Annotated in this window: 25 protein-coding genes; 11 read left to right on the top strand and 14 right to left on the bottom strand. The window is 72.3% G+C overall.

Annotation, left to right across the window (positions count from 1 at the left end; genetic code table 11):
* Positions 1 to 186: 186 nt before the first annotated feature.
* Positions 187 to 474: a hypothetical protein gene (locus ACZ7N4_RS01370; RefSeq protein ID WP_471352492.1), complete on the bottom strand. Its 288-nt coding sequence runs from the start codon at positions 472 to 474 to the stop codon at positions 187 to 189.
* Positions 475 to 620: 146 nt separating this feature from the next.
* On the opposite strand from ACZ7N4_RS01370, the gene ACZ7N4_RS01365 reads away from it, so the two are divergent.
* Positions 621 to 899, top strand: a complete 279-nt coding sequence (locus tag ACZ7N4_RS01365; RefSeq protein ID WP_471352490.1) for a hypothetical protein — start codon at positions 621 to 623, stop codon at positions 897 to 899.
* A 19-nt stretch (positions 900 to 918) separates the two neighbouring features.
* Here ACZ7N4_RS01365 and pspAB read toward each other — a convergent pair whose 3' ends face one another.
* The 4 genes from pspAB to ACZ7N4_RS01345 all read right to left on the bottom strand — a co-directional run bounded on the left by pspAB (position 919) and on the right by ACZ7N4_RS01345 (position 3,950).
* Positions 919 to 1,503, bottom strand: a complete 585-nt coding sequence (gene pspAB, locus ACZ7N4_RS01360; RefSeq protein ID WP_471352488.1) for a PspA-associated protein PspAB — start codon at positions 1,501 to 1,503, stop codon at positions 919 to 921.
* A gap of 2 nt (positions 1,504 to 1,505) precedes the next feature.
* The gene (htpX, locus tag ACZ7N4_RS01355) at positions 1,506 to 2,456 is read right to left on the bottom strand and encodes a zinc metalloprotease HtpX (protein ID WP_471352486.1); all 951 of its coding nucleotides are present in this window, start codon (positions 2,454 to 2,456) and stop codon (positions 1,506 to 1,508) included.
* A gap of 171 nt (positions 2,457 to 2,627) precedes the next feature.
* Positions 2,628 to 2,882, bottom strand: a complete 255-nt coding sequence (locus ACZ7N4_RS01350; RefSeq protein ID WP_471352484.1) for an SCO2583/SCO2584 N-terminal domain-containing protein — start codon at positions 2,880 to 2,882, stop codon at positions 2,628 to 2,630.
* A gap of 108 nt (positions 2,883 to 2,990) precedes the next feature.
* Positions 2,991 to 3,950 carry a GlxA family transcriptional regulator gene (locus ACZ7N4_RS01345; protein ID WP_471353133.1) on the bottom strand — a complete coding sequence of 320 codons (960 nt, stop codon included), beginning with the start codon at positions 3,948 to 3,950 and terminating at the stop codon, positions 2,991 to 2,993.
* Between the two features lie 155 nt (positions 3,951 to 4,105).
* On the opposite strand from ACZ7N4_RS01345, the gene ACZ7N4_RS01340 reads away from it, so the two are divergent.
* Positions 4,106 to 4,696, top strand: a complete 591-nt coding sequence (locus ACZ7N4_RS01340; RefSeq protein WP_471352482.1) for an isochorismatase family protein — start codon at positions 4,106 to 4,108, stop codon at positions 4,694 to 4,696.
* 99 nt (positions 4,697 to 4,795) lie between these two features.
* Here ACZ7N4_RS01340 and glnA read toward each other — a convergent pair whose 3' ends face one another.
* Positions 4,796 to 6,205 (bottom strand): type I glutamate--ammonia ligase, encoded by a 1,410-nt coding sequence (gene glnA, locus ACZ7N4_RS01335; protein WP_471352480.1) that lies wholly within the window; start codon positions 6,203 to 6,205, stop codon positions 4,796 to 4,798.
* A 211-nt stretch (positions 6,206 to 6,416) separates the two neighbouring features.
* On the opposite strand from glnA, the gene ACZ7N4_RS01330 reads away from it, so the two are divergent.
* Positions 6,417 to 6,884, top strand: coding sequence for an RDD family protein (locus ACZ7N4_RS01330; RefSeq protein WP_471352478.1), 468 nt, complete (start codon positions 6,417 to 6,419; stop codon positions 6,882 to 6,884).
* 68 nt (positions 6,885 to 6,952) lie between these two features.
* Here ACZ7N4_RS01330 and ACZ7N4_RS01325 read toward each other — a convergent pair whose 3' ends face one another.
* Positions 6,953 to 8,611, bottom strand: a complete 1,659-nt coding sequence (locus tag ACZ7N4_RS01325) for an FAD-dependent oxidoreductase (RefSeq protein ID WP_471352476.1) — start codon at positions 8,609 to 8,611, stop codon at positions 6,953 to 6,955.
* Positions 8,612 to 8,801: 190 nt separating this feature from the next.
* Between ACZ7N4_RS01325 and ACZ7N4_RS01320 the strand changes: the two genes are divergently transcribed.
* The 7 genes from ACZ7N4_RS01320 to ACZ7N4_RS01290 are packed head-to-tail and all read left to right on the top strand — an operon-like array spanning position 8,802 to position 13,983.
* Positions 8,802 to 9,899: a SchA/CurD-like domain-containing protein gene (locus ACZ7N4_RS01320; protein ID WP_471352474.1), complete on the top strand. Its 1,098-nt coding sequence runs from the start codon at positions 8,802 to 8,804 to the stop codon at positions 9,897 to 9,899.
* A gap of 59 nt (positions 9,900 to 9,958) precedes the next feature.
* Entirely contained in the window at positions 9,959 to 10,354 is a 396-nt protein-coding gene (locus ACZ7N4_RS01315; protein ID WP_471353131.1) for a cupin domain-containing protein, read from the top strand.
* Positions 10,351 to 11,610: a beta-ketoacyl-[acyl-carrier-protein] synthase family protein gene (locus ACZ7N4_RS01310; RefSeq protein ID WP_471352472.1), complete on the top strand. Its 1,260-nt coding sequence runs from the start codon at positions 10,351 to 10,353 to the stop codon at positions 11,608 to 11,610. The genes ACZ7N4_RS01315 and ACZ7N4_RS01310 overlap by 4 nt, the downstream gene beginning before the upstream one ends.
* Positions 11,611 to 11,617: 7 nt before the next feature.
* The gene (locus ACZ7N4_RS01305; RefSeq protein ID WP_471352470.1) at positions 11,618 to 12,862 is read left to right on the top strand and encodes a beta-ketoacyl synthase N-terminal-like domain-containing protein; all 1,245 of its coding nucleotides are present in this window, start codon (positions 11,618 to 11,620) and stop codon (positions 12,860 to 12,862) included.
* Between the two features lie 40 nt (positions 12,863 to 12,902).
* Positions 12,903 to 13,157 carry an acyl carrier protein gene (locus ACZ7N4_RS01300; RefSeq protein ID WP_467924556.1) on the top strand — a complete coding sequence of 85 codons (255 nt, stop codon included), beginning with the start codon at positions 12,903 to 12,905 and terminating at the stop codon, positions 13,155 to 13,157.
* 1 nt (position 13,158) lies between these two features.
* On the top strand, positions 13,159 to 13,638 hold the full coding sequence (locus ACZ7N4_RS01295; RefSeq protein ID WP_467924554.1) for an SRPBCC family protein: 480 nt from the start codon (positions 13,159 to 13,161) through the stop codon (positions 13,636 to 13,638).
* Positions 13,639 to 13,659: 21 nt separating this feature from the next.
* On the top strand, positions 13,660 to 13,983 hold the full coding sequence (locus ACZ7N4_RS01290) for a TcmI family type II polyketide cyclase (RefSeq protein ID WP_471352468.1): 324 nt from the start codon (positions 13,660 to 13,662) through the stop codon (positions 13,981 to 13,983).
* A gap of 125 nt (positions 13,984 to 14,108) precedes the next feature.
* Here the strand turns inward: ACZ7N4_RS01290 and ACZ7N4_RS01285 are convergent, their stop codons facing one another.
* The 6 genes from ACZ7N4_RS01285 to lipB form a co-directional block, all read right to left on the bottom strand.
* Positions 14,109 to 15,173: a methyltransferase gene (locus ACZ7N4_RS01285; RefSeq protein ID WP_471352467.1), complete on the bottom strand. Its 1,065-nt coding sequence runs from the start codon at positions 15,171 to 15,173 to the stop codon at positions 14,109 to 14,111.
* A gap of 43 nt (positions 15,174 to 15,216) precedes the next feature.
* On the bottom strand, positions 15,217 to 16,317 hold the full coding sequence (locus ACZ7N4_RS01280; RefSeq protein WP_471352465.1) for a right-handed parallel beta-helix repeat-containing protein: 1,101 nt from the start codon (positions 16,315 to 16,317) through the stop codon (positions 15,217 to 15,219).
* Between the two features lie 65 nt (positions 16,318 to 16,382).
* A complete protein-coding gene (locus ACZ7N4_RS01275) occupies positions 16,383 to 17,084 on the bottom strand; it encodes a DUF4191 domain-containing protein (RefSeq protein WP_471352463.1) in 702 nt (233 codons plus the stop codon).
* An 81-nt stretch (positions 17,085 to 17,165) separates the two neighbouring features.
* Positions 17,166 to 17,363 carry an SCO2195 family GlnR-regulated protein gene (locus ACZ7N4_RS01270; protein ID WP_471352460.1) on the bottom strand — a complete coding sequence of 66 codons (198 nt, stop codon included), beginning with the start codon at positions 17,361 to 17,363 and terminating at the stop codon, positions 17,166 to 17,168.
* A 229-nt stretch (positions 17,364 to 17,592) separates the two neighbouring features.
* Complete coding sequence (gene lipA, locus ACZ7N4_RS01265) at positions 17,593 to 18,582, bottom strand: lipoyl synthase (protein ID WP_471352458.1); 990 nt, start codon at positions 18,580 to 18,582, stop codon at positions 17,593 to 17,595.
* Positions 18,583 to 18,696: 114 nt separating this feature from the next.
* Positions 18,697 to 19,494 carry a lipoyl(octanoyl) transferase LipB gene (lipB, locus tag ACZ7N4_RS01260; RefSeq protein ID WP_471352456.1) on the bottom strand — a complete coding sequence of 266 codons (798 nt, stop codon included), beginning with the start codon at positions 19,492 to 19,494 and terminating at the stop codon, positions 18,697 to 18,699.
* A gap of 240 nt (positions 19,495 to 19,734) precedes the next feature.
* On the opposite strand from lipB, the gene ACZ7N4_RS01255 reads away from it, so the two are divergent.
* Positions 19,735 to 21,192 carry a regulator gene (locus ACZ7N4_RS01255; RefSeq protein ID WP_471352454.1) on the top strand — a complete coding sequence of 486 codons (1,458 nt, stop codon included), beginning with the start codon at positions 19,735 to 19,737 and terminating at the stop codon, positions 21,190 to 21,192.
* 55 nt (positions 21,193 to 21,247) lie between these two features.
* On the opposite strand, the gene ACZ7N4_RS01250 is transcribed toward ACZ7N4_RS01255, so the two are convergent.
* Entirely contained in the window at positions 21,248 to 22,630 is a 1,383-nt protein-coding gene (locus tag ACZ7N4_RS01250; RefSeq protein WP_471352451.1) for an NAD(P)/FAD-dependent oxidoreductase, read from the bottom strand.
* Between the last annotated feature and the right edge of the window lie 135 nt (positions 22,631 to 22,765).

Here is a 22,765-nt window from a genome sequence, read left to right as displayed (position 1 = left end):
AGCGCCTCCTGGACGGCCGCCGTCACCGCCGGTGGGACGATCGTGGCGGTGCCCGCTACGGCCGGCACCGCCCGGCCCGCGTACGAGCGGAACGCCCCCGGGGCGGGGGAGTGCCGCCGGCGGTCCGCTGGTGCTGGTCGGCTTCAGCGGTGGGGGCGGGCAGACGGTGGCCGATCCGGTACGGCACTACGGGCGCCGGGTGGCGGCGGTGGGCCTGCGCGCACCCGCCGTGTACACGCCCGAGGCCCGGGAGGTCCCGTTCGGCACCGAGGAGGGCCGGAAGTCGAACGCCAGGGCGTGGCAGCTCCGGCCGGCGACGTCGGAGACGAACGGCAGCAGCCGCTCCTCGCTGCCGTTGCCCGCGCCGTGCGGCAGGACCGCCGTGGCCCGGCCGGGCGGGCCCGCGCCCACTCCGCCGAGCGTTTCGCCGTCGTACCGGTAGCCGGAAGCGGTGGGTTCGTCCCTGCGGGCCACTCACGCCCGGCCCGCCGCAGCCGGAAAACGGGATGCACCGGCCGTCACGCCCTCCCTACGCTGGGCGAACGGAGGCGAAACACCCGCACACCCGCCCTCCACTCCTTCCACTCCTTCCACCCCCACTCACCCCACGGAGGTCCGTCATGCGTGGCATTCTCGCGACCGGGACCGTCGTCCTGGTGATCCTCGGAATCGGGAACCGTCTCTGGTGGCTCGCCGCCGTCGCCCTGCTGTACCTGTACGCGACGCACGGTCGCGGTTCGCCCCGTACGAGCCCGGCCCCGCCCGGCACACGCCCGGCCGCGTCCCCGCCCGCCGGCTCCGGCGCCCTGCCCGACAGCTACCGGGCGTACCGGGAGCGCCGGGACCGGCAGGCCAAGTGGGAGCGCCGCTACCGCCGTGAGCGGCCCGGCGCGAGGTGAGGGAGGGCGTCACCGGCCGTCACAGGCCGGGGGCGCCCCACAGCGGGAACCAGCGCCCCAGGTCCGGCTCGATCCGCAGGTCGTCCCCGAGCATGGCCCCCAGCTGCAGCTCCAGCGCGGTGTCCCGCCGCTCGGCGGCTCCGGGCAGCGGGGCGAAAGGGTAGAAGGTCCCGCGCTTGTAGAGGTACACGAGCGCCGGCCGCCGGCCGGCGTCGTCCCGGAAGTAGGCCACGGAGCACAGCAGTTGCGGGCCGAAGCCGTTGGCCTCCAGCGAGGTGTTCACCGCGTGCAGGTCGTTGACCAGATCGGGCAGCCGGCCGGGGGAGCGCCGGGACACCAGCCAGGAGTAGCCGTAGCCGTCCCGGCTCGGCTCGACCGGCGGCCCGGTGCGGTCGGCGTCCGCGTCCAGCAGCGCCTGCACCTCCCGGTGCGTCTGCTCGAAGGCCGCCCCCTCCACCGTGGCGAAGCACACCGCTCCGCTGCCGGTGGGCGTGAAACCGGCCGCCGCCTCAAGCGTCACGGCCGCCGCCGGCAGCGCGAACAGCTGGTCCAGGTCGGGCGCGACCGGTTTCGTACGGCCCAGCAGGACGTCCAGCAGCCCCACGGTCAGCCCGCCTTCCCCGGGGTGCCGGTGCCCGGGGTCGTGCCCCCGGGGGTGGCGGCCTCGCCCAGCTCCGCCGAGATCCGGCCCAGCTGAGCGAGCCGCTGCTCCAGGCTCGGGTGGGTGGCGAAGAACCGCTCGATGCCGGGCTCCCGGCCGGTCGCCGGGGTGAAGTAGAAGGCGTTGAACGCCTGGGCCGTCCGCAGATCCTTCGTCGGGATCCTCGCGATCTCCCCGGAGACCTTGGTGAGGGCCGCCGCCAGCGTCGAGGGCCGTCCGGTCAGCAGTGCCGCCGCGCGGTCGGCCGCCAGCTCCCGGTACCGGGACAGCGCCCGGATCAGCAGGAAGCTGATCGCGTACACGGCCGCCGACACCCCCAGCACGGCGGCGAGCACGGCGGCGGTGTTCTGGTCCCGGCGGCCGCCGCCGAGGACCTGGGAGTAGAACGCGAACCGGACGACCAGACCCGCGACCACCCCGAGGAAGGACGCGATCGTGATCACGGCGACGTCCTTGTGCCGCACGTGCGACAGCTCGTGCGCCAGCACGCCCTCCAGTTCGGCGGGCTCCAGCCGGCGCAGCAGCCCCGTGGTCACACAGACCACCGCGTGATCGGCGCTGCGCCCGGTCGCGAACGCGTTCGGCATGTCCGTCGCGGACACGGCCACCACCGGCTTGGGCAGGTCGGCCAGGGCGCACAGCCGGTCGACCACGGCGTGCAGCCCGGGGTACTCCGCCCGCTCCACGACCCGACCGCGCATCGCGAACATCGCGATCCGGTCGGAGAACCAGAACTGCGCCACGAACAGCGCGCCGATCAGGACGGCGACCATCACCCAGGACTTCAGCAGCACGATCAGCGCGGCGACGAAACCCACGTACAACAGCCCGAGCAGGAACAGCGTGAGACCCATGCGTACGGTCAGCCGCCGGTCGCTCCGGAAGCGGCTCTGCATCGTGCATCACCCCGCAGTCAGGCACTCGTCCCGCTGTCCAGTGTGCACCTGCCGATTCCCATGAAGCGGTCCGGAACGGCCCCGGGCCGGGCAAAGATCACTCCCCGCCCGCTCTGTCCGCGTCCGCGTCCGTGCCGGTGGCGTCGCCGTCGCCGTCGCCGTCGCCGTTCGTCAGTACGGCGAGCGCATCTGCGCGTAGCCCAGCAGCACGATGACCACGGCCACACAGCCGAGCACCACGGCCGTCGACACCCAGGAGGACCGGCGTGGCACCGGGTCCGGGTCGGCACGGAAGGGCGCCGGCTCCGGCGGGTTCTCCTTCCAGCGGGCGGCGAGCATCCGGGCCCGGGCGGAGGGCTCCTTGTGCTCGGCCGAGTTCGCCCACCTGTGATCGAACTCGCGCTCCCACTCGTCCTGTTCGGGCATCCCCGTTCAACCTCTCTCGTCCGACAGAGTCCGGGGGCATGATCCCCCGACAATAGGAAGTTTGAGAAGCGAGAAAGGTTGCACAGGGCGGCCCGGCAGGTCGTCCCGTCATCCGGAACGGCGGAAACGGGACCGGTAGGCGGTGGGCGTGGTGTCCAGCTTGCGGCGGAACGCCCGGATCAGCGTGTCCGTCGTACCGAAACCGCACGCGGAGGCGACCCGGTCCAGGGTGTCGTCGGTGGTCTCCAGCCGGTTCCGGGCCGCCTCGACGCGGGCCGCCTCGATGTAGGCGGCCGGGGTCATGCCGAGTTCGGTCTTGAAGACGCGGGTCAGCTGGCGTTCGCTGACATGGGCGTGCCGGGCGAGGTCGGCGATGGTCAGCGGCCCGGCGAGGTGCTCGGCGACGAAGTGGCGCAGCCCGGCCATGCGCGGGGTGGTCGAGACGGGCTCGACGGGGACGCTGAACTGGCTCTGCCCGCCCGGCCGCTTCAGGTACATGACCAACTGGCGGGCGACCCGCAGGGCGACGGCCTCCCCGAAGTCCTCGGCGACGAGCGCGAGGGACAGATCCAGACAGGCGGTGATGCCCGCGCCGGTCCACACCCCGCCGTCCCGGATGAAGATCGGGTCGGCGTCGACCTCGACCGAGGGATGGTCGGCGGCGAGCTGCTGCGCGGTCGACCAGTGGGTGGTGGCGCGCCTGCCGTCCAGCAGCCCGGCGGCGGCCAGCAGGTGGGCGCCCACGCAGACGGAGGCGATGCGCCGGCTCCGGGCGGCGAGGGCCCGCACCCAGCCGACGACGCCGGCATCGGCGAGCGCGTGCACCCGGCCCTCCCCGTCGACCTCGACCGACCCCGGCACCAGCAGGGTGTCGATGGCGCGCCCGGACGCCTCCTCGAAGGTGAGATCGGGCAGGACCCGCACGCCCGCGGCGGTGGTCACCGGGTCCATGCTCGCGCCGGCCAGCACCACCCGGTACCCGCCGTCGTCCCCGGTCTCCCGCCGCAGCAGGGCGAACACCTCCGGTGGCCCGGTGACGTCCAGCAGGTCCACGCCCTCGAACAGCATGACGACGACGAGCCGCCGCACCTCGCCCACGATCGCCCCCTGGTCGCCCGCCCGATGTCCGGATCTGCAAGTTACCTGACATTGCCGCCATACGGGCCCGGCTCCTAGCGTGATCGTCGTACCCACGACACCCACCCACGACGAAAGGGCGTGCCATGCCCACGACGACCCTGCGCGCACTGAACGGCCTCGACCAGACCCCGGCCTCGCTCGCCGACTCCGCGCTGATCCTGGTCGACTACCAGAACACCTACACGAGGGGCGTCATGGAGCTGGAGGGCTGGGAGGCCGCCCTCGACGCCGCCGCCGACCTGCTGGCCAGGGCGCGGGCCGCGGGCGCCCCGATCGTCCACGTGATCCACGACGGCGGCGAGGGCACCCCGTACGACATCCGCACGGACATCGGCCGCATCCATCCCCGCGTCGCCCCCCTCGACGGCGAACCCGTCGTCGTCAAGACCGCTCCCGACGCGTTCCACGGCACCGACCTCGGTGAACACGTGGACGCCGCCGGCCGCCAGGACGTCGTGATCGCCGGCTTCATGACCCACATGTGCGTCCTGTCCACCGCCCAGGGCGCCTTCCTGCGCGGCAACCGCCCCACCGTGGCAGCCGACACCTGCGCGACCCGCCCCCTGCGGACCCCGCTGACCGAGGTGCCCGCGGCCCAGCTCCACCACAGCGCCCTCGCCACCGTCACGGACCTCTACGGCGTGGTCGTCCCCTCGGCTTCCTCGCTGAGCTGAGCTGAGCTGAGCCGAGGCGAGCCGAGCCGGGCGCGGAAACGGCGGGCCCCGCCGCCCACGAGGGAGCGACGGGGCCCGGTCGGCGCCCAGGGGCGTCCGTCACACGTCGAAGTACAGCTCGAACTCGTGCGGGTGCGGGCGGAGCTGGAGCGGGGCGATCTCGTTGGTGCGCTTGAAGTCGATCCACGTCTCGATCAGGTCGGACGTGAACACGTCGCCCTGGAGGAGGAACTCGTGGTCGGCCTCGAGCGAGTCGAGGACGGCGCCGAGGGAGGTCGGGACCTGGGCGACGTTCGCGTGCTCCTCGGGAGCCAGCTCGTACAGGTCCTTGTCGATCGGCTCGGCCGGCTCGATCTTGTTCTTGATGCCGTCCAGGCCCGCGAGCAGCAGGGCCGAGAAGGCGAGGTACGGGTTGCCGGAGGAGTCGGGCGCGCGGAACTCGACGCGCTTGGCCTTCGGGTTGGAACCCGTGATCGGGATACGCATCGCGGCGGAGCGGTTGCGCTGCGAGTACACCAGGTTGATCGGGGCCTCGAAGCCCGGCACCAGGCGGTGGTACGAGTTCACCGTCGGGTTGGTGAACGCCAGCAGCGACGGGGCGTGCTTGAGGATGCCGCCGATGTAGTAGCGGGCGGTGTCCGACAGGCCCGCGTAGCCGGCCTCGTCGTAGAACAGCGGGTCGCCGTTGCTCCACAGGGACTGGTGCACGTGCATGCCGGAGCCGTTGTCACCGAAGATCGGCTTCGGCATGAAGGTCGCGGTCTTGCCGTTGCGCCAGGCCACGTTCTTCACGATGTACTTGAAGAGCTGCAGGTCGTCGGCGGCGGCGAGCAGCGTGTTGAACTTGTAGTTGATCTCCGCCTGGCCGGCGGTGCCCACCTCGTGGTGCTGGCGCTCGACCTTCAGGCCCTGCCGGTCCAGCTCCAGGGAGATCTCGGCGCGCAGGTCGGCGAAGTGGTCGACCGGCGGGACCGGGAAGTAGCCGCCCTTGTAGCGGACCTTGTACCCGCGGTTGTTCTCCAGGGCGCCGGTGTTCCAGGCGCCCGCCTCGGAGTCGATGTGGTAGAAGGACTCGTTCGCGCCCGTCGAGAAGCGGACGGAGTCGAAGACGTAGAACTCGGCCTCGGGGCCGAAGTAGGCGGTGTCGGCGATACCCGTCGACGCCAGGTACGCCTCCGCCTTCTTCGCCACGTTGCGCGGGTCACGGGAGTACTGCTCGCCCGTGATCGGGTCGTGGATGAAGAAGTTGATGTTGAGCGTCTTGTCCCGGCGGAACGGGTCGATGCGCGCGGTGGACAGGTCGGGGCGCAGGGCCATGTCCGACTCGTGGATGGCCTGGAAACCACGGATCGACGACCCGTCGAAGGCCTGCTCGTCGTCGGGGTCGAACGCCTCCGCGGGCAACGTGAAGTGCTGCATGACACCCGGCAGGTCGCAGAAGCGGACGTCGACGAACTTGACGTCCTCGTCCGCGATGTACTTCTTGGCCTCGTCGGCGTTCTGGAACATCCAGCTCCTCCTACTCCCGACCGTCCGCGCCGGGGTGGTAGATCGTTCGTGCGGCCAGTGCGGTGGCACACGCTGGTCTCGACCCTAGGGACGGGTGATTTCTCGGGCGTGACCCGTTTGTTTCGCAGAAGTTAACCAGCCACAGGTCCACGGTAGCCCCGACGCCCCCCCTGCGCGTAGTGCCCGAAACCGGGCGCAGTACCGTGGACGGGTGGACAACAGGCAGGCAATCGGATCGTGGCTCTCCGGCCCCCGCGCGGCCATGGAGGAGGCGGGCGCGGACTTCGGCTACCGGGGCGAGCAGCTCGGCCTCCCGGAGCACGGCCCGAACTCGGTCGCACGGCCCGGACGGCGGCTCGGCGCGCTCGCCGTGGACTGGGCGTTGTGCGTCCTGATCGCATACGGCCTGATCACCCACGGCTACGGCCCCGCCACGAGCAACTGGGCGCTGGGTGTCTTCTTCGTCCTGAGCGCCCTGACCGTCGGCACCGTCGGCTTCACCCCCGGAAAGCGCCTCTTCGGCATCCGCGTCGTGGCCCTGGAGACCGGCACGGTCAGCCCGGGGCGCGCCCTGCTGCGCACGGTCCTGCTGTGCCTCGCCCTCCCCGCCCTGGTCTGGGACCGCGACGGCCGCGGCCTGCACGACCGGCTGGCGAAGACGGTCGAGGTACGGATCTGAGCCGGGGACCGATCTGAGCGCGTGAGCCCGGTGACCGTCGGTCACCGGGCTCACGCGCGTCCACGCGCTCAGCCTCTCCGCAGCACCGCCGCCACCACCCGCCGCAGCTCCCCCTCCGCGTCCCCCGCGGCTCCCGCCGCCCGCCACGCCACGAACCCGTCCGGCCGCACCAGCACCGCCCCGTCCGCCGTCGTCCCGTGCGCGGCCGCCCAGTCGGTGCCGCCTCCGGGGCCCTCGCCGTCGTAGGTCAGGTCGGCGTCCGGCCCGGTGCCGATCCGGTACGCCTCCAGGCGTACGCCGTCCGAGCCGGCGATGCTCCGGGCGGCGGAGTGCCAGGCCTGCCCCGCGGCCGAGCCCGCGTCGCAGAGCAGCACCAGGGAGCGCTCGTACAGGTCGACCGTGGAGAGCCGCTCACCCGCGCGGCGCAGCCACAGGTGCGGGGCCCGGCTGCCCGGGTCCGCGGTCAGCCGTACCCCGTCGGGCACGACCGGATGGGCCGCGTCGGCGCCGAGGACCGCCCCCTCCGGATAGCGGTAGGCGAGGACCACCGGCAGGATGCCGCTGCGCGGGCCGCCGCCGACGCCGGGCGTGGGGGCGAAACCGGGGTGGGCGTGCTCCACCGAGCGCGCCGAGGCGCGGGCGCTGGTGGCGAGGGCGACGGGCCGGCGCTCGGTGTCGTAGGTGTCCAGCAGGCCCGGTCCGGCCCAGCCGTCGAGGACGGCGGCCAGCTTCCAGGCCAGGTTGTGGGCGTCCTGGATGCCGGTGTTGGAGCCGAAGGCGCCGGTCGGGGACATCTCGTGCGCGGAGTCGCCGGCGAGCAGGACCCGGCCGGCCGAGTACCGCTCGGCGACGCGTTCCGCGGCACGCCAGGACGCCTTGCCGGTGACCTCGATGTCGAGGTCGGGGACGCCGACGGCCAGCCGGATGTGCCGCTGGAGCCGCTCCTCGGTGAACTCCTCCAGCGTCTCGCCGTGCTCCGGGTGCCAGGGGGCGTGGAAGACCCAGTGCTCCTTGTTGTCGACGGGCAGCAGGGCGCCGTCGGCCTCCGGGTTGGTGAGGTAGCAGCAGATGAAGTGCCGGTCGCCGACCGCGTCGGCGAGCAGCTTGGACCGGAAGGTGACGCTCACGTTGGCGAAGAGGTCCCCGGGCCCGCTCTGCCCGATGCCGAGCCGGCGCCGTACGGGGCTGCGCGGGCCGTCGCACGCGACCAGGTAGTCCGCGCGGACGGTGTACATCGTGTCGCTGTCCCGGTCCCGGACGAACGCCGTCACCCCTTCGGGGTCCTGCTCGAAGCCCTCCATCTCGTGGAAGTAGCGCAGGTCCCCGCCGAGCGCGCGGGCCCCCTTCAGCAGCACCGGTTCGAGATCGTTCTGGCTGCACAGGCACCAGGTCGTGGGGCTGAACCTCGCCAGTCCGCCGCCCGGGTCGATCTCCCTGAACAGCCATTCGCCGGCGTCTCCGGCCAGGGTCGGCGTCTGGAGGATGCCGTGGTTGTCCGCGAGCAGCGAGGCCGCCGCCTTGATGTCCGGCTCGATGCCGGCCACCCGGTACAGCTCCATCGTCCGCAGGTTGTTGCCGCGGCCACGCGGGTGGATCGAGGTCCCGGAGTGCCGCTCGACGAGCATGTGCGGTACGCCGAGACGGCCCAGGAACAGGGAGAGGGACAGGCCCACCAGGGAGCCGCCCACGACGAGGACGGGCACCTGGTGATCGGCTTTCTGCTGCATCGGGGCTCCAGAGGCAGGAGTGGGATGTGAGGCGCGTTGCTCTTTCTGTGCCCTGTGGGACGGGTTTCGCGTGCTCAATCACCCACGTGGTTCACGCGAGTCGCGCACACCGCGGGAAGCGGCACAGGATCAAGAAGCGCTGACGTCGCGTCATCGGCCGCCGGCGTTCGCCTCTGCCCCCGTGAAGGAGATGCGCAGCATGACCACCACCACGTCGGAAATGATTTCGGCCCCGTCGACGCGTCAGGTGTCGAAACGGGTCTCCCAGTCCGTGTTCGACGGCTCCCGTCTCCGGGTCGTCCTGCTCGTGGACGTCCACGACGGCGCCCAGCAGCAGTTCCTGGAGGCCTACGAGCAACTGTGCAACCAGGTGGCGCAGGTGCCCGGCCATGTCAGCGACCAGCTGTGCCAGTCGATCGAGAATCCCTCCCAATGGCTCATCACCAGCGAGTGGGAGAGCGCCCCGCCGTTCCTCACCTGGGTGAACAGCGAGGAGCACGTCCGGATGGTGGAGCCGCTGCACAGCTGCGTCCGGGACACCCGCTCGCTGCGCTTCCACATCGTCCGGGAGACCGGCGGCGAGGAGGCCGCCGCCTCCGGGGCACGGCGCCGGCTCCAGACGTCACCTCGGATCGGCGACGGAGTGATCCGGCACGCGCTCACCTTCACGGTCAAGCCGGGCAGCGAGGCGGAGGTCAAGCGGATCCTCGCCGACTACGCCTCGCCGCGGGCGAAGGTCGACGAGACCACCCGGCTGTGCCGGACCTCGCTGTTCATGCACGGCAACCGCGTCGTGCGGGCCATCGAGGTGCGCGGCGACCTGCTCGCGGCGCTGCGGCACGTCGCCCGGCAGCCGGAGGTGCGGGCCGTCGAGGAGGCCATCAACCCGTACCTGGAGCAGGAGCGGGACCTCAACGACCAGGAGTCGGCGCGGGTGTTCTTCACCCGGGCGGCGCTGCCGGCCGTGCACCACGTCACCGCGGACGAACTCACCGAGGGCGAGCGCAGGGCGCTGTACTACCCGGCCCGCCCGGGCGACGGGATGCGGCTGGCCGAGCTGCTCGCCCAGCAGGACGAGGCGGCGGCGGAGGACCCGGACAGCCCGGTCCTGCGCAGCACGATCTTCCAGCGCGACGACGTCGTCGTACGGCTGGTCGACGTACGCCCCGGCCCCGGCGCCCGGGCCGAGCTGCCGGAGCCCGCACGGCAGGCCGCGCTGAGCTGCCTGCTGGACGGCGAGCCCGTCGGCATGGACCTCGTCACCGACCGCCACTCGCCCGACGCCTGACCCGGCAGGCCCGGAACACCCAACGGAGGAACGCCGTGATCAAACCCCTTCCGAAGATCATCGACCTCAGCGAGATCGAGCCCAACACCCGGCGCGGCGGCGACCTGCGCGCCATGCTCAGCCCGGCGACGGTGGGTTCCACCAGCGGTTTCATGGGGGTGGCCATCGTGCAGCCCGGCGACCGCATCGGGGAGCACTACCACCCCTACTCCGAGGAGTTCGTGTACGTCCTCTGCGGCCAGCTGGAGGTCGACCTGGACGGCGAGCCGCACCCGCTGCGGCCCGAGCAGGGGCTGATGATCCCCATCAACATGCGGCACCGGTTCCGCAACGTCGGCAACGTGGAGGCGCGGATCGTCTTCCACCTGGGCCCGCTGGCCCCCCGGCCGGCCCTCGGCCACGTCGACACGGAGGAGACCCCCGTCACCGCCGAGCGGGAACAGGTCCGCTCATGAACCGGCGCGTGGCGGTCACCGGCATAGGCGTCGTCGCCCCCGGCGGGATCGGCGTACCGGCGTTCTGGGAGCTGCTCGCCGAAGGCCGTACCGCGACGCGGGGCATCACGTTCTTCGACCCGACCGGGCTGAGGTCCCGGATCGCCGCCGAGTGCGATTTCGACCCCGCCGCCCACGGCCTGGACGCCGAGCAGGTCGAGCGGGCGGACCGGTACATACAGTTCGCCCTGGTCGCCGGCGAGGAGGCGGTCCGGGACTCCGGTCTCGACCTCGCCCGGGAGGACCCCTGGCGGGTCGGTGTCTCCCTGGGCACCGCCGTCGGCGGCACCACCCGGCTGGAGCACGACTACGTCCTGGTCAGTCACCGGGGGCAGCGCTGGGACGTCGACCACGCCGAGGCGGAGCCGCAGCTGCACCGGGCGTTCTCGCCGAGCACCGTGGCCTCCGCGGTGGCGGAACGCTTCGGCGCCCAGGGTCCGGTGCAGACCGTCTCCACCGGCTGCACCTCCGGACTGGACGCCGTCGGCTACGCCTTCCACACCGTCCAGGAGGGCCGGGCCGACATATGCATCGCGGGGGCGTCGGACTCCCCGATCTCCCCGATCACCATGGCCTGCTTCGACGCGATCAAGGCCACGTCCCCGAACAACGACGACCCCGCGCACGCCTCCCGGCCCTTCGACAACAACCGTGACGGCTTCGTCATGGGCGAGGGCGGCGCGGTGCTCGTCCTGGAGGAACTGGAGCACGCCCGGGCCCGCGGTGCCCACGTGTACTGCGAGTTCGGCGGCTACGCCACCTTCGGCAACGCCTACCACATGACCGGCCTGACCAAGGAGGGCCTGGAGATGGCGCGGGCCATAGACACCGCCCTCCACCAGGCGCGGCTCGACCCCACGGCGATCGACTACGTCAACGCGCACGGCTCCGGCACCCGGCAGAACGACCGCCACGAGACGGCGGCCGTGAAGCGGGCGCTCGGCCACCACGCCTACGACACCCCGATGAGCTCCATCAAGTCCATGGTGGGGCACTCCCTCGGGGCGATCGGCGCCATCGAGCTGGTCGCCTGTGTGCTGGCCCTCGCCAAGCAGGTCGTCCCGCCGACCGCGAACTACGAGATCCCCGACCCCGAGTGCGACCTGGACTACGTCCCGCGCGTCGCCCGCGAACGGAAGCTGAGCAGCGTGCTGTCCGTGGGCAGCGGGTTCGGCGGCTTCCAGTCCGCGGTGATCCTGACCCGGCCGAGGGAGTGAGGACACGATGAGCGAACCGCAGGACCGGCAGGCGGCCATCACCGGCATCGGTGTGGTCGCGCCCAACGGCACCACCACCGGCACCTTCTGGAAATCCACCCAGGAGGGCCTCAGCGTCCTCGACCGGATCACCCGCGAGGGCTGCGAGCACCTTCCCCTCAAGGTGGCCGGTGAGGTCCGCGCCTTCGACCCGGCGGCGACGATCGAGGAGCGCTTCCTCGTCCAGACCGACCGGTTCACGCACTACGCCATGGCCGCGGCCGACTTCGCGCTGGACGACGCCCGGCTCGGGCCGGCCAGCGTGCCCGACGCGCCCTACTCCATCGGTGTGGTCACCGCGGCCGGATCCGGCGGCGGTGAGTTCGGCCAGCGCGAACTGCAGCAGCTGTGGGGCAAGGGCAGCCGGTTCGTCGGGCCGTACCAGTCCATCGCCTGGTTCTACGCCGCGAGCACCGGCCAGGTGTCCATCCGCCGCGGCTTCAAGGGACCCTGCTCGGTCGTCGCCTCCGACGAGGCCGGCGGTCTGGACGCCCTCGCCCACGCGGCCCGGGCGGTACGGCGCGGCACCGACGTGATCGTGGCCGGCTCCACCGAGGCGCCGCTCGCGCCGTACTCGATGGTCTGCCAGCTCGGCTACGAGGAACTGAGCCGCGAGACGGACCCGTCCCGGGCGTACCGCCCGTTCACGGACGGGGCCTGCGGGTTCGTGCCCGCCGAGGGCGGCGGGATGCTCGTGGTGGAGGCCGCGGACACCGCCCGGGCCCGCGGCGCCCGGATCCGGGCCTACGTGGCGGGCCACGGGGCGACCTTCACCGGCGCCTCCCGCTGGGCGGAGTCCCGCGACGGTCTCGCCCAGGCCGTCCGGCAGGCCCTGCGCGAGGCCGACTGCGCTCCCGAGGAGATCGACGTCGTCTTCGCCGACGCCCTCGGCGTCCCGGAGGCGGACCGGGCCGAGGCGCTGGCCCTGGCCGACGCCCTCGGCGAGCACGGCACCCGGGTCCCGGTCACCGCGCCGAAGACCGGGACCGGCCGGGGGTACTGCGCGGCCCCCGTACTGGACACCGCGGCGGCCGTGCTCGCGATGGAGCACGGACTGATCCCGCCGACGCCGAACGTCTTCGACGTCTGCCACGACCTCGACCTCGTCACCGGCCGGGCCCGCGCCGCCGAACTGCGGACGGCGCTGGTCCTCAGCCGCGGACTCATGGGGTCGAACTCGGCGCTGGTGCTGCGACGCGGCACCGCGCAGTGAGTACAGAAAAGGCAGTGAGCACAGAGAAGGAGGAAGCACCATGCCCGAGATCACCGTCGAAGAACTCTCCGCGCTGATGAAGAAGGCCGCCGGGGTCACCGTCAGCCCGGAGCAGCTCAAGGAGAAGCCGGACACCGGGTTCGACGTCCTCGGCGTCGACTCGCTCGGCCTGCTCGGCATCGTCGGCGAGCTGGAGAACACGCACGGCACCCCGATGCCGGTCGACGCGGAACGCTGCAAGACACCCCAGCAGTTCCTCAACCTCGTCAACAGCACCCTGATGGCAGGAGCCTGACATGGCAGGACACACCCAGAACGAGATCACCATCGCCGCCCCCCTGGACCTGGTCTGGGACATGACCAACGACCTGGAACGCTGGCCGCAGCTGTTCAGCGAGTACGCGTCGGTGGAGATCCTCAAGCGGGAGGGCGAGAAGACGACCTTCCGGCTCACCATGCACCCGGACGAGAACGGCACCGTCTGGAGCTGGGTCTCCGAGCGGGAGCCGGACCGCGCCACCCGGACCGTCAAGGCACGCCGGGTGGAGACCGGGCCCTTCGCCCACATGAACATCCACTGGCGGTACGAGGAGGTCCCCGCCGGCACCCGGATGGTCTGGACCCAGGACTTCGCGATGAAGCCGGACGCGCCCGTCGACGACGACTGGATGACCGACAACATCAACAGCAACTCCAAGGTCCAGCTGGAGCTGATCCGGGAGAAGATCGAGAAGGCGGCATCCGGTCACCGGCCCGCCACGGCCATCGCCGACTGAGCCGGACGACAGGAGACGACCGTGCACCAGGCCCTGATCGTCGCCCGCATGGCCCCGGGCTCCGCCCCCGACATCGCCAAGGTGTTCGCGGAGTCCGACCGGGGAGAGCTGCCGCACCTCGTCGGTGTCGCCCGGCGCAGCCTCTTCCAGTTCGGCGATGTGTACATGCACCTCATCGAGTCCGACCGGGAGCCCGGCCCGGCCATCGCCAAGATCACCTCCCACCCCGAGTTCAGGGAGGTCAGCGAGCGGCTTTCGGCGTACGTGAGCGCGTACGACCCGGAGACCTGGCGGTCCCCGAAGGACGCCATGGCCGAGCGCTTCTACCTGTGGGAGCGCGACTGAGCGCTCCGCCGGGGAAGCCGCGACGGGGCTGTCGGTCGTCCGCGCCCGGTCGTGGCTGGTCACGCCCGCGCGGCGGAGCCGCACGGTGAGCGAGCCCCGCGCCCCTTGGGGCGCGGGGGAGCCGCTTATGCGGGGACGATGCAGTCGAACGCGTGCAGGAACGGGTTGACCGGCTGGATCTCACCGACGGCCAGCCCCGCCGCCTCCAGCCGCCCGACCATGCTGTCGGTCGTGTGCTTGGCCCCGCCGACGTTCAGGAGCAGCAGCAGGTCCATCGCGGTGCTGAACCGCATCGAGGGGGTGTCGTCCACCAGGTTCTCGATGACGATCACCCGGGTGCCGGGGCCGCCCGCCTCGACGACGTTGCGCAGCAGCCGGGCCGTGCTCTCGTCGTCCCACTCCAGGATGTTCTTGATGACGTAGGCGTCGGCCTCGACCGGAACCGCCTCCCGGACGTCACCGGGCACGATCCGCACCCGGTCGGCGAGGTCGCCGCCCTCGCGCAGCCGGGGCAGGGCGTTCTCCACCACCCGGGGCAGGTCGAGCAGGCTGCCCTGCATGGCCGGGTACTTGTCCAGCAGGCTCGCCACCACATGCCCCTGGCCGCCGCCGATGTCGGCGACCGAGCGGCTGCCGGACAGGTCCAGCAGGGCCGCCACCTCCCGCGCCGACTGCTCGCTGGAGCGGGTCATCGCGCGGTTGAAGACGTCCGCGGACTCGGGGGCGTCCTCGTTGAGGTAGGCGAAGAACTCTTTGCCGTAGAGGTCCTCCACGACGTTCCGGCCGGTGCGCACCGCCTGGTCGAGCAGCGGCCAGGCGTCCCAGGTCCACGGCTCGGTGCACCACATGGCGATGGCCCGCAGGCTGTTCGGGTCGTCCTCGCGCAGCAGCCGGGACATCTCCGTGTGGGCGAACGTTCCGTCGGGCCGCTCGGCGAAGACGCCGTAGCAGGACAGCGCGCGCAGCAGCCGGCGCAGCGGACCCGGCTGGGTGTGCACCGCCGTCGCCAGGGTCTCCACGGTCATGGGAGCGTCCCCGAGCGCGTCGGCGACGCCCAGCCGGGCGGCGGCGCGGACCGCGGCGGCGCAGGCCGCCCCGAACGCCAGCTCGCGCAGCCGCATCGACGGGGGAGGGGAGGGGGGTGCTCCCGGCTCGGGAGGAGCCGAGGGCGCGCGGGATGGTGCGGTCATGTGCCGCCTTCCTTCCTTGCGTGGATCGGGTACGGCCGTCCGGTCAGCACAGGCCCGCGGGCTTGGAGGCCCGGCAGGAGTTGCCGGTGAAGGCGTTGCCGCTCTTGGCCGTCTCCTGGTTGACGAGGTCCGCCGGGGAGTTGTCCGCCAGGTGGTTGCCGGTGATCCGGTTCTTCTCGCTGGGGGCGCCGACGAAGCTCTTGAACAGGACGATGCCGCCCGACAGCGGGGACTTGCCCTGGTGGCCGGTGACCCGGTTCCGCGTCACCAGGGCGTTCTCGGTGCCGGTCAGCACGATGCCGGAGCCCTTCAGATAGGGCAGCCGGGCGGTCTTCGGGCAGTACTTGTTGTTCTGCACGACCAGGTTGTCGCTGACGGTGAGGGCGCCGGCCCGCGGCTTGTTCTCGTCGCCGACGACGAACACGCCCGCGCAGTTGCCGGTGACGTAGTTGCGCGTGACGGAGAGGTTGCGCAGGCGGCGGACGGTGATGCCGATCCGGTTGTCCTGCAGCCGGTTGTGGTCGACCACCGCGCCCTTGCTGTCCGCGGCGCCCTGCTCGGCCTTGACGTTGTTGGCGAGGAACAGCCCCGCGTCCCCGTTGCCCAGGGCGGTGTTGTTCCGGAACAGCCCGCGGGTGGAGTGCTCCTGGGCGATGCCCCACTGGCCGTTGCGCTCGGCGATGACACGCTTCACGGTCAGCCGGTCGGTGCCCATGGAGAAAAGGCCGTTGCGGGCGAACCCGGCCACCTTCAGATCGGAGACGGTGACGCCCTGGAGGGGCTTGTTCTTGCCCCCGACGACACAGATGCCGTTGCCGTCCGAAAGGCAGGTGACGGCGGCCTTCTTGCCGGCCTTCGTGCCGTGCGGGGCGGGCTTGGTCTTCTTCTTGGAGGGCTGGATGACGGTGCCGGGGCCCGCGCCGCGCAGGGTCAGGCCCGGCGTCTTCACCGTGACGCTCTCACGGTAGGTGCCGGCGAGCACGAAGACCGTGTCGCCGGCCTTGGCGGCGTTGACCGCCTTCTGGATCGACTCACCCGGGTGCACCACGAGGGTCCGGTGGGCGGCCGACGCCGGGGTGGTCCCGGTGAACGCGCCGACGAGAGCCGTGGTGCACGCCAGGTACGCGATGTGTCGTTTTGTCACATGCCGAGGCTAGGAGCGCATGACCCGATTACCGGGCGGATACTCCGTTGGGCGGCGTGTCAGGCTCAGCGGCCCCGCGGACCGCCCTTGGGAAGCTTCATCCCCTTGGGCATGGGACCCTTCGGCAGCGGCATGTTGCTCATCAGGTCGCCCAGGGCCCGCAGCCGGTCGTTGGTGGTGGTCACCTGGGGGCCGGTCAGCACGCGCGGCAGCTTCAGCATGGTGGTGCGGAGCTTCTTCAGCTCGACCTGGCCCTCGCCGGTGCCGACGATCAGGTCGTGCACCGGGACGTCCGCGACGATGCGGTTCATCTTCTTCTTCTCGGCGGCCAGCAGGCTCTTCACCCGGTTCGGGTTGCCCTCGGCGACCAGCACGATGCCCGCCTTGCCGACGGCCCGGTGCACCACGTCCTGGCTGCGGTTCATCGCCACCGCCGGCGTCGTCGTCCAGCCCCGGCCGATGTTGTCCAGCACGGCCGCGGCGGCGCCCGGCTGGCCCTCCATCTGGCCGAAGGCGGCCCGCTCGGCCCGGCGGCCGAACACGATCGCCGTCGCCAGCAGGGCGATCAGCAGGCCGAAGATGCCCAGGTAGACCGGGTGACCGATCAGGAAGCCGATCGCGAGGAAGACACCGAGGGTGCCGATGCCGACGGCCGCGAGTACAAGACCGATCTTCGTGTCGGCCTTGCGGGTCATCTTGTACGTGAGGGCGATCTGCTTCAGTCGCCCTGCGTTCGCGGCGTCCGCCGCGGTTTCCTTCCTCGCCATGCCACGAAGTCTACGTGTCCCCGGGAGCGGAGGACGACGGCAGTGCCCGGCGGGGCAGCCGGGGCGGCGGGCGCGGAGGCGTCAGGAGCGGCCGGAGGCCTGCTGCAGGAACCTTTCGGCCTCGACCCGGTCCTTGGCACGGCGGCGGTCCTCCAGGACGGAGGTCCAGGCGTTGTGGCGGGCGGTGCGCTGTCCGCCGCTCATGAGCAGGGACTCGACGGCCCGGAGGGCGTCGGTGAAGGACGGGATGGCGGTGGCGCGTACGGGTGCGGCCTGCATGAGCGAGGTCCCCCCTCGGAGCAGTGGTGATACGGGGCGTGATACCAGGGTCACTGATTGGTGTTACCAGGGCGTGACCCGCCGGTCAAACGCCCGTGAAGCGTGTATGGGGCGCGCCGGAACGGCGACGCGGCCCCGGCGCCGCCCTCATCAGCGAGGACGGCCGGGACCGCGTCGACTCGGCCATTACTGGCCGGTAAGTGCTTGTGCGTGAATTCACACGCTCGGCTCACACCGCCTGGGCGGCGACGTACGAGCCACCCTGCTGCGGAGCGGCCGACCGGCGCTGCTCGACGGCCATCCGGTACAGCCGTCCGGCGCGGTAGGAGGACCGCACCAGCGGGCCGGACATCACACCGGAGAAGCCGATCTGCTCGGCCTCCTCCTTCAGCTCCACGAACTCCTGCGGCTTCACCCAGCGCTCCACCGGGTGGTGCCGGACGGACGGGCGCAGGTACTGGGTGATGGTGACCAGCTCGCAGCCCGCGTCGTGCAGCTGCCGCAGCGCCTCGCTGACCTCCTCGCGGGTCTCGCCCATGCCGAGGATCAGGTTCGACTTGGTGACCAGGCCGTAGTCGCGGGCCTCGGTGATCACCTTCAGCGAGCGCTCGTAGCGGAAGCCGGGGCGGATCCGCTTGAAGATGCGCGGGACGGTCTCGACGTTGTGCGCGAAGACCTCCGGACGCGAGGCGAAGACCTCCGCCAGCTGCTCCGGGACCGCGTTGAAGTCGGGGGCCAGCAGCTCGACCTTGGTGCGGCCGCCCTCGCGGCCGGCGGTCTGCTGGTGGATCTGGCGCACGGTCTCGGCGTACAGCCAGGCGCCGCCGTCCTCCAGGTCGTCACGGGCGACGCCGGTGATGGTGGCGTAGTTCAGGTCCATCGTGACCACGGACTCGCCGACGCGGCGCGGCTCGTCGCGGTCGAGCGCCTCGGGCTTGCCGGTGTCGATCTGGCAGAAGTCACAGCGCCGGGTGCACTGGTCGCCGCCGATGAGGAAGGTCGCCTCGCGGTCCTCCCAGCACTCGTAGATGTTCGGGCAGCCGGCTTCCTGGCACACCGTGTGCAGCCCCTCGCTCTTCACGAGGTTCTGCATCTTCGAGTACTCGGGGCCCATTTTCGCCCGGGTCTTGATCCACTCGGGCTTGCGCTCGATGGGGGTCTGGCTGTTGCGGACCTCCAGGCGCAGCATCTTGCGTCCGTCGGGTGAGACTGCGGACACGTCGGCTCCCTGTGACTTCGATTCTTCGGCGCACACCAGGGTACGCCCGTACTGTTCGCGCCCTGCCGCAGAGGCCAACCCCGCAGTCGCAGGGCGCATTCCCCCCACGGACGATCAGGCGGAGGCCGCCTCGATCACCCTCGGCTTCAGCTCGGCGTTCTCCAGGACGTCCCGCAGGTGCTTCTCGATCACCGGGAGGACCTCCTCGATGGTGACGTCCCGGCCCAGCTCGCCGGTGAGGGAGGCGACGCCCGCGTCCCGGATGCCGCACGGGATGATCCGGTCGAACCACTTCATGTCGGGGTTCACGTTGAACGAGAAGCCGTGCATGGTGACGCCCTTGGCCACCCGGATGCCGATCTGGGCGATCTTGCGGTCCTCGCGGCGCTGGCCCGCGTTGGAGGGGGCGTACTCCGGGCCGTTCAGCCGGGGGTCGAACTCCTCGTCCTGCAGCCGCGGGTCGAAGTCCAGGGAGAGCCCGCCGAGCTTCGGCCGCTGCTCGACCGGGTCGCCGAGCACCCACACCCCGCTGCGCCCCTCGACCCGGGTGGTCTCCAGGCCGAACTCGGCGCAGGTGCGGATGATCGCCTCCTCCAGCCGCCGTACGTGCGCGACCACGTCCACCGGGCGGGGGAGCTTCTGGATCGGGTAGCCCACGAGCTGGCCCGGGCCGTGCCAGGTGATCTTGCCGCCGCGGTCCACGTCGATGACCGGAGTGCCGTCGAGCGGGCGCTCGCTGTCCTCGGTGCGCCGGCCGGCGGTGTAGACCGGGGGGTGCTCCAGCAGGATCACGGTGTCCGGGACCTCGTCGGCGAACCGGGCCGCGTGCACCCGGCGCTGCTCGTCCCAGGCCCGCTGGTACTCGACGGCATCCGCTCCGAAGCCCATGCGGACGAACCGCAACTCACTCACGGCAAGCGCCTCCCTCGGCGATGGGTGTGTCAGGCATGTTTCGCGCCCACGCCACTGTACGTCCGACCGGAGTACGTCAGCCCTACGGGCGTTCCTCACACGATCGGATGAATGCCCGGGGAAGTATGCGACCGTCTGCTCACTCTCCGCTACATTCGCGCCGTTCGTGAGGCCATAAGGGCTGCTCAAAGGCAATCCGGGCACGTCGACAGGCCCGGAAGGCAGGAGACCGCACCGCAGATGACGGACCGACCCGCGCAGCGCACCCCCAACCGCCAACTCGCCGCGCTCATCGCAGAAGCGGGGTTCTCCAACGCGGGTCTGGCCCGTCGCGTCGACCAGCTCGGCCTGGAGCACGGGCTGGATCTCAGATACGACAAGACATCGGTCACCCGCTGGCTGCGCGGACAGCAGCCGCGCGGGACGACCCCGGCCCTCATCGCCGAGGTGTTCACCCGCCGGCTCGGACGCCGGCTCACCGCGCAGGACCTCGGCCTGGACGCCTGCGCGCCGGTGTACGCCGGGCTGGAGTTCGCGGCCACCCCGGAGGAGGCCGTCGACATCGTCAGCGGGCTGTGGCGCAAGGACTCCGGCAGCCACGCCGAGCTGCGCAAGATCGCCTTCACCCCGGCCGGGCTCGTGGTGCCCAGCCGGGACTGGCTGATCGGCAAGGCCGACGACCGGGTGGCCCGCGAACCGGCGCCCCGGGTACCGCCGCAGGGGCGGCCCGGCGCGGCCAAGCCCCAGCCGCTGCTGCCGCCCCGGGTGCGCGGGCAGGCCGAGCGTGCCACCGGGCACAGGGTCACCGGCGGTGACATCGCCGCGCTGCACTCGGTGGGCGAGCTGTTCCGCACCCTCGACGACCGCTTCGGCGGCGGCCACGCCCGGCAGGCGCTGGTGCGCTACCTGGAGCACGAGTGCGAGCCGATGCTCCGCGGCTCCTACGACGAGCAGACCGGCCGCCGGCTGTTCGGCGCCGCCGCCGACCTGACCCGGCTCGCGGGCTGGACCTCGTACGACATCGCCGCGCACGGGCTCGCCCAGCGCTACTTCGTCCAGGCCCTGCGGCTCGCCCAGGCGGCCGGTGACCGGGCCTACGGCTCGTACGTCCTGGTGACCATGAGCCGCCAGGCCGTCTACCTCGGCCACGGCAGGGAGGCCGTCCAGCTGGCGCGGGTCGCCCAGCAGGGCGTCGGCAGCGGCGCCGTCCCGGTCGTGCAGGCGCTGCTGCACGCGTCCGAGGCGCGGGCACACGCCGTCCTCGGCGAGGTGCGGGCGTGCACCGCGGCGCTGGTGCGGGCCGAGCGCGCCCTGGAGACGGCCCGGCCCGGGGACGAGGTGCCGTACTGGGCCGGGTTCTTCGACGAGGCACAGCTCGCCGACGAGTTCGGCCACTGTCACCGCGACCTCCAGCAGTTCCGGGCCGCCGCGCAGCACGCCGAGCGTTCGCTCCAGCTGCGGGCGCCGGTCCACGCCCGCAGCCGGCTGTTCTGCCGGATCGTCCTCGCCACGGCCCGGCTCGGCCTCGGCGAACTCGACCAGGCGTGCGCGCTGGCGGCGGAGGCGGCGGGGCAGGCCGCGGAGATGCGGTCGGCTCGCGCCGTGGAGTACGTGAGGGACTTCGAGCGCCGGCTGGAGCCCTACCGGGACGCGGCGCCGGTGCGGGTGTACCGGGAGAGGGTGGCGGCGCTGGGGTGAGGGGCGCGTGCCGCCGACCGTGGTGCGCCGGGTGCGGGCCCGCGCCCAGGGGCGCCTACGCCGCCCTAGGCATCGTCGGGGCCGGGTCCGCGCTGTGCATCGAGCCCGCCGCGCCGAGGTCCGCCAGGACGGCCGACGCCGCCCGGTGGGCCGAGTGGAGGGCGCCCTGGACCGTGCTGGTGTCGCGGTGGTCGCCGCAGACGTAGAGGCCGGCCAGGAGGCGTACCGGACGGCGCAGGTCGTGCGGGGGGCGCATGGCCGGGACCGCCTCGGGGGTGTGGTGGACGGCCAGGGTCTCCCAGCGGCGGGTGGAGGTGCCGTAGAGGCGGGAGAGGTGGATGCGGACCGCCGTGTCCACCCCTTCCGGCGGGGTGCCCAGCACCGTGGAGGAGATCAGGGCGCGGCCGGCCGGCGCCCGGCTCGGGTCCACGGTGCTGAGTACGGCCGTGTGGGCGACCGGTCCGCCCCGGTCGGCGTCCAGGAGCAGTGAGCTGCCCGTGGCGAGGACCGCCGCCGGGTCGTCGGTGGTGTGGTGGACGACCGTCACCGGGTGGAAGTCCGGAATCCTCAGCCCCGGCAGCAGCTCGGCCGCGGCCCGCGCGTCCGTCGCCAGCAGCACCGCCCGGCAGCGGATCTCCCCGTGCTCGGCGGTGGCCACCGAGGTCGTGGAGACCGAGGTGACCCGCACCCCGGTGTGCACGGTGCCCGGCGGCAACGCCCGGGCCAGCAGCACCGGCAGCGTCTCCGCGCCGCCCTCCGGCACGCACAGCCGGCCGCTCGCGAAGGCGTGCAGCGCCAGGTCGGCGCACCTGCTGGACGTGGTCAGCCCCGGGTCGCACAGCAGCGTGGCCAGCAGCGGGCGCAGGAAGCCGTCGACGGTGCGGGGCGGCACCCCGAGCTGGGCGAGCGCCTGGGCGGCCGGCATCTCGGGGCGGGCCAGGAGGCGTTCGACGGGGGTCGCCGCGATCCGGCCGAGCGCGGCGCCCAGCCGGGCCTGGTCCACCGCGCCGCCCACCGGCGCGGCGGGCGTGGCCGCCGCACTGCGGGGGGCGTTGGCGAGGGCGCGCACCACATGAAGTGCGCCCCGTGCGCCCCGTGCGCCCCGTGCGCTCCGTGCGCTCCCGCCGGCCGCCGGCGCGCCCGCGCGCTGGGTGCGGCCGTCGCGGTGCAGCAGGACGCCCGGCGCGAAGCGGCGCAGGGCCAGGGCGTCCAGCCCCGGGGACAGGCGGAGTTCGGGATAGGAGGTGGACAGCAGCTGCCCGATCCGGTCGAGCCGGAAGCCGTCGACCTTCTCGGTCGACATGCGGCCCCCGACGTACGGGGCGGCCTCCAGGACCGCGGTGGTGATTCCTGCACTGGTCAGCCGATGGGCCGCCGAGAGACCGGCGATTCCGGCTCCCACGATGACGACGTCCACCTGGTACGCGGGCTCAAGCACGAGGCCCCTCCTGTGGTTGCGCGGCCGGTGGAGACGTCATGCCCCCAACTGGCGCCACGAATACCCGAGTTCGGGTCGAGGTTAGGGCCGTGATCGGTCAGTAGCAGTCGCGCATCAACAGGGCACGGTCGCATA

The organism is Streptomyces sp. NPDC107654 (assembly GCF_055639035.1).
This window is presented reverse-complemented; position numbering and strand designations above follow the sequence as displayed.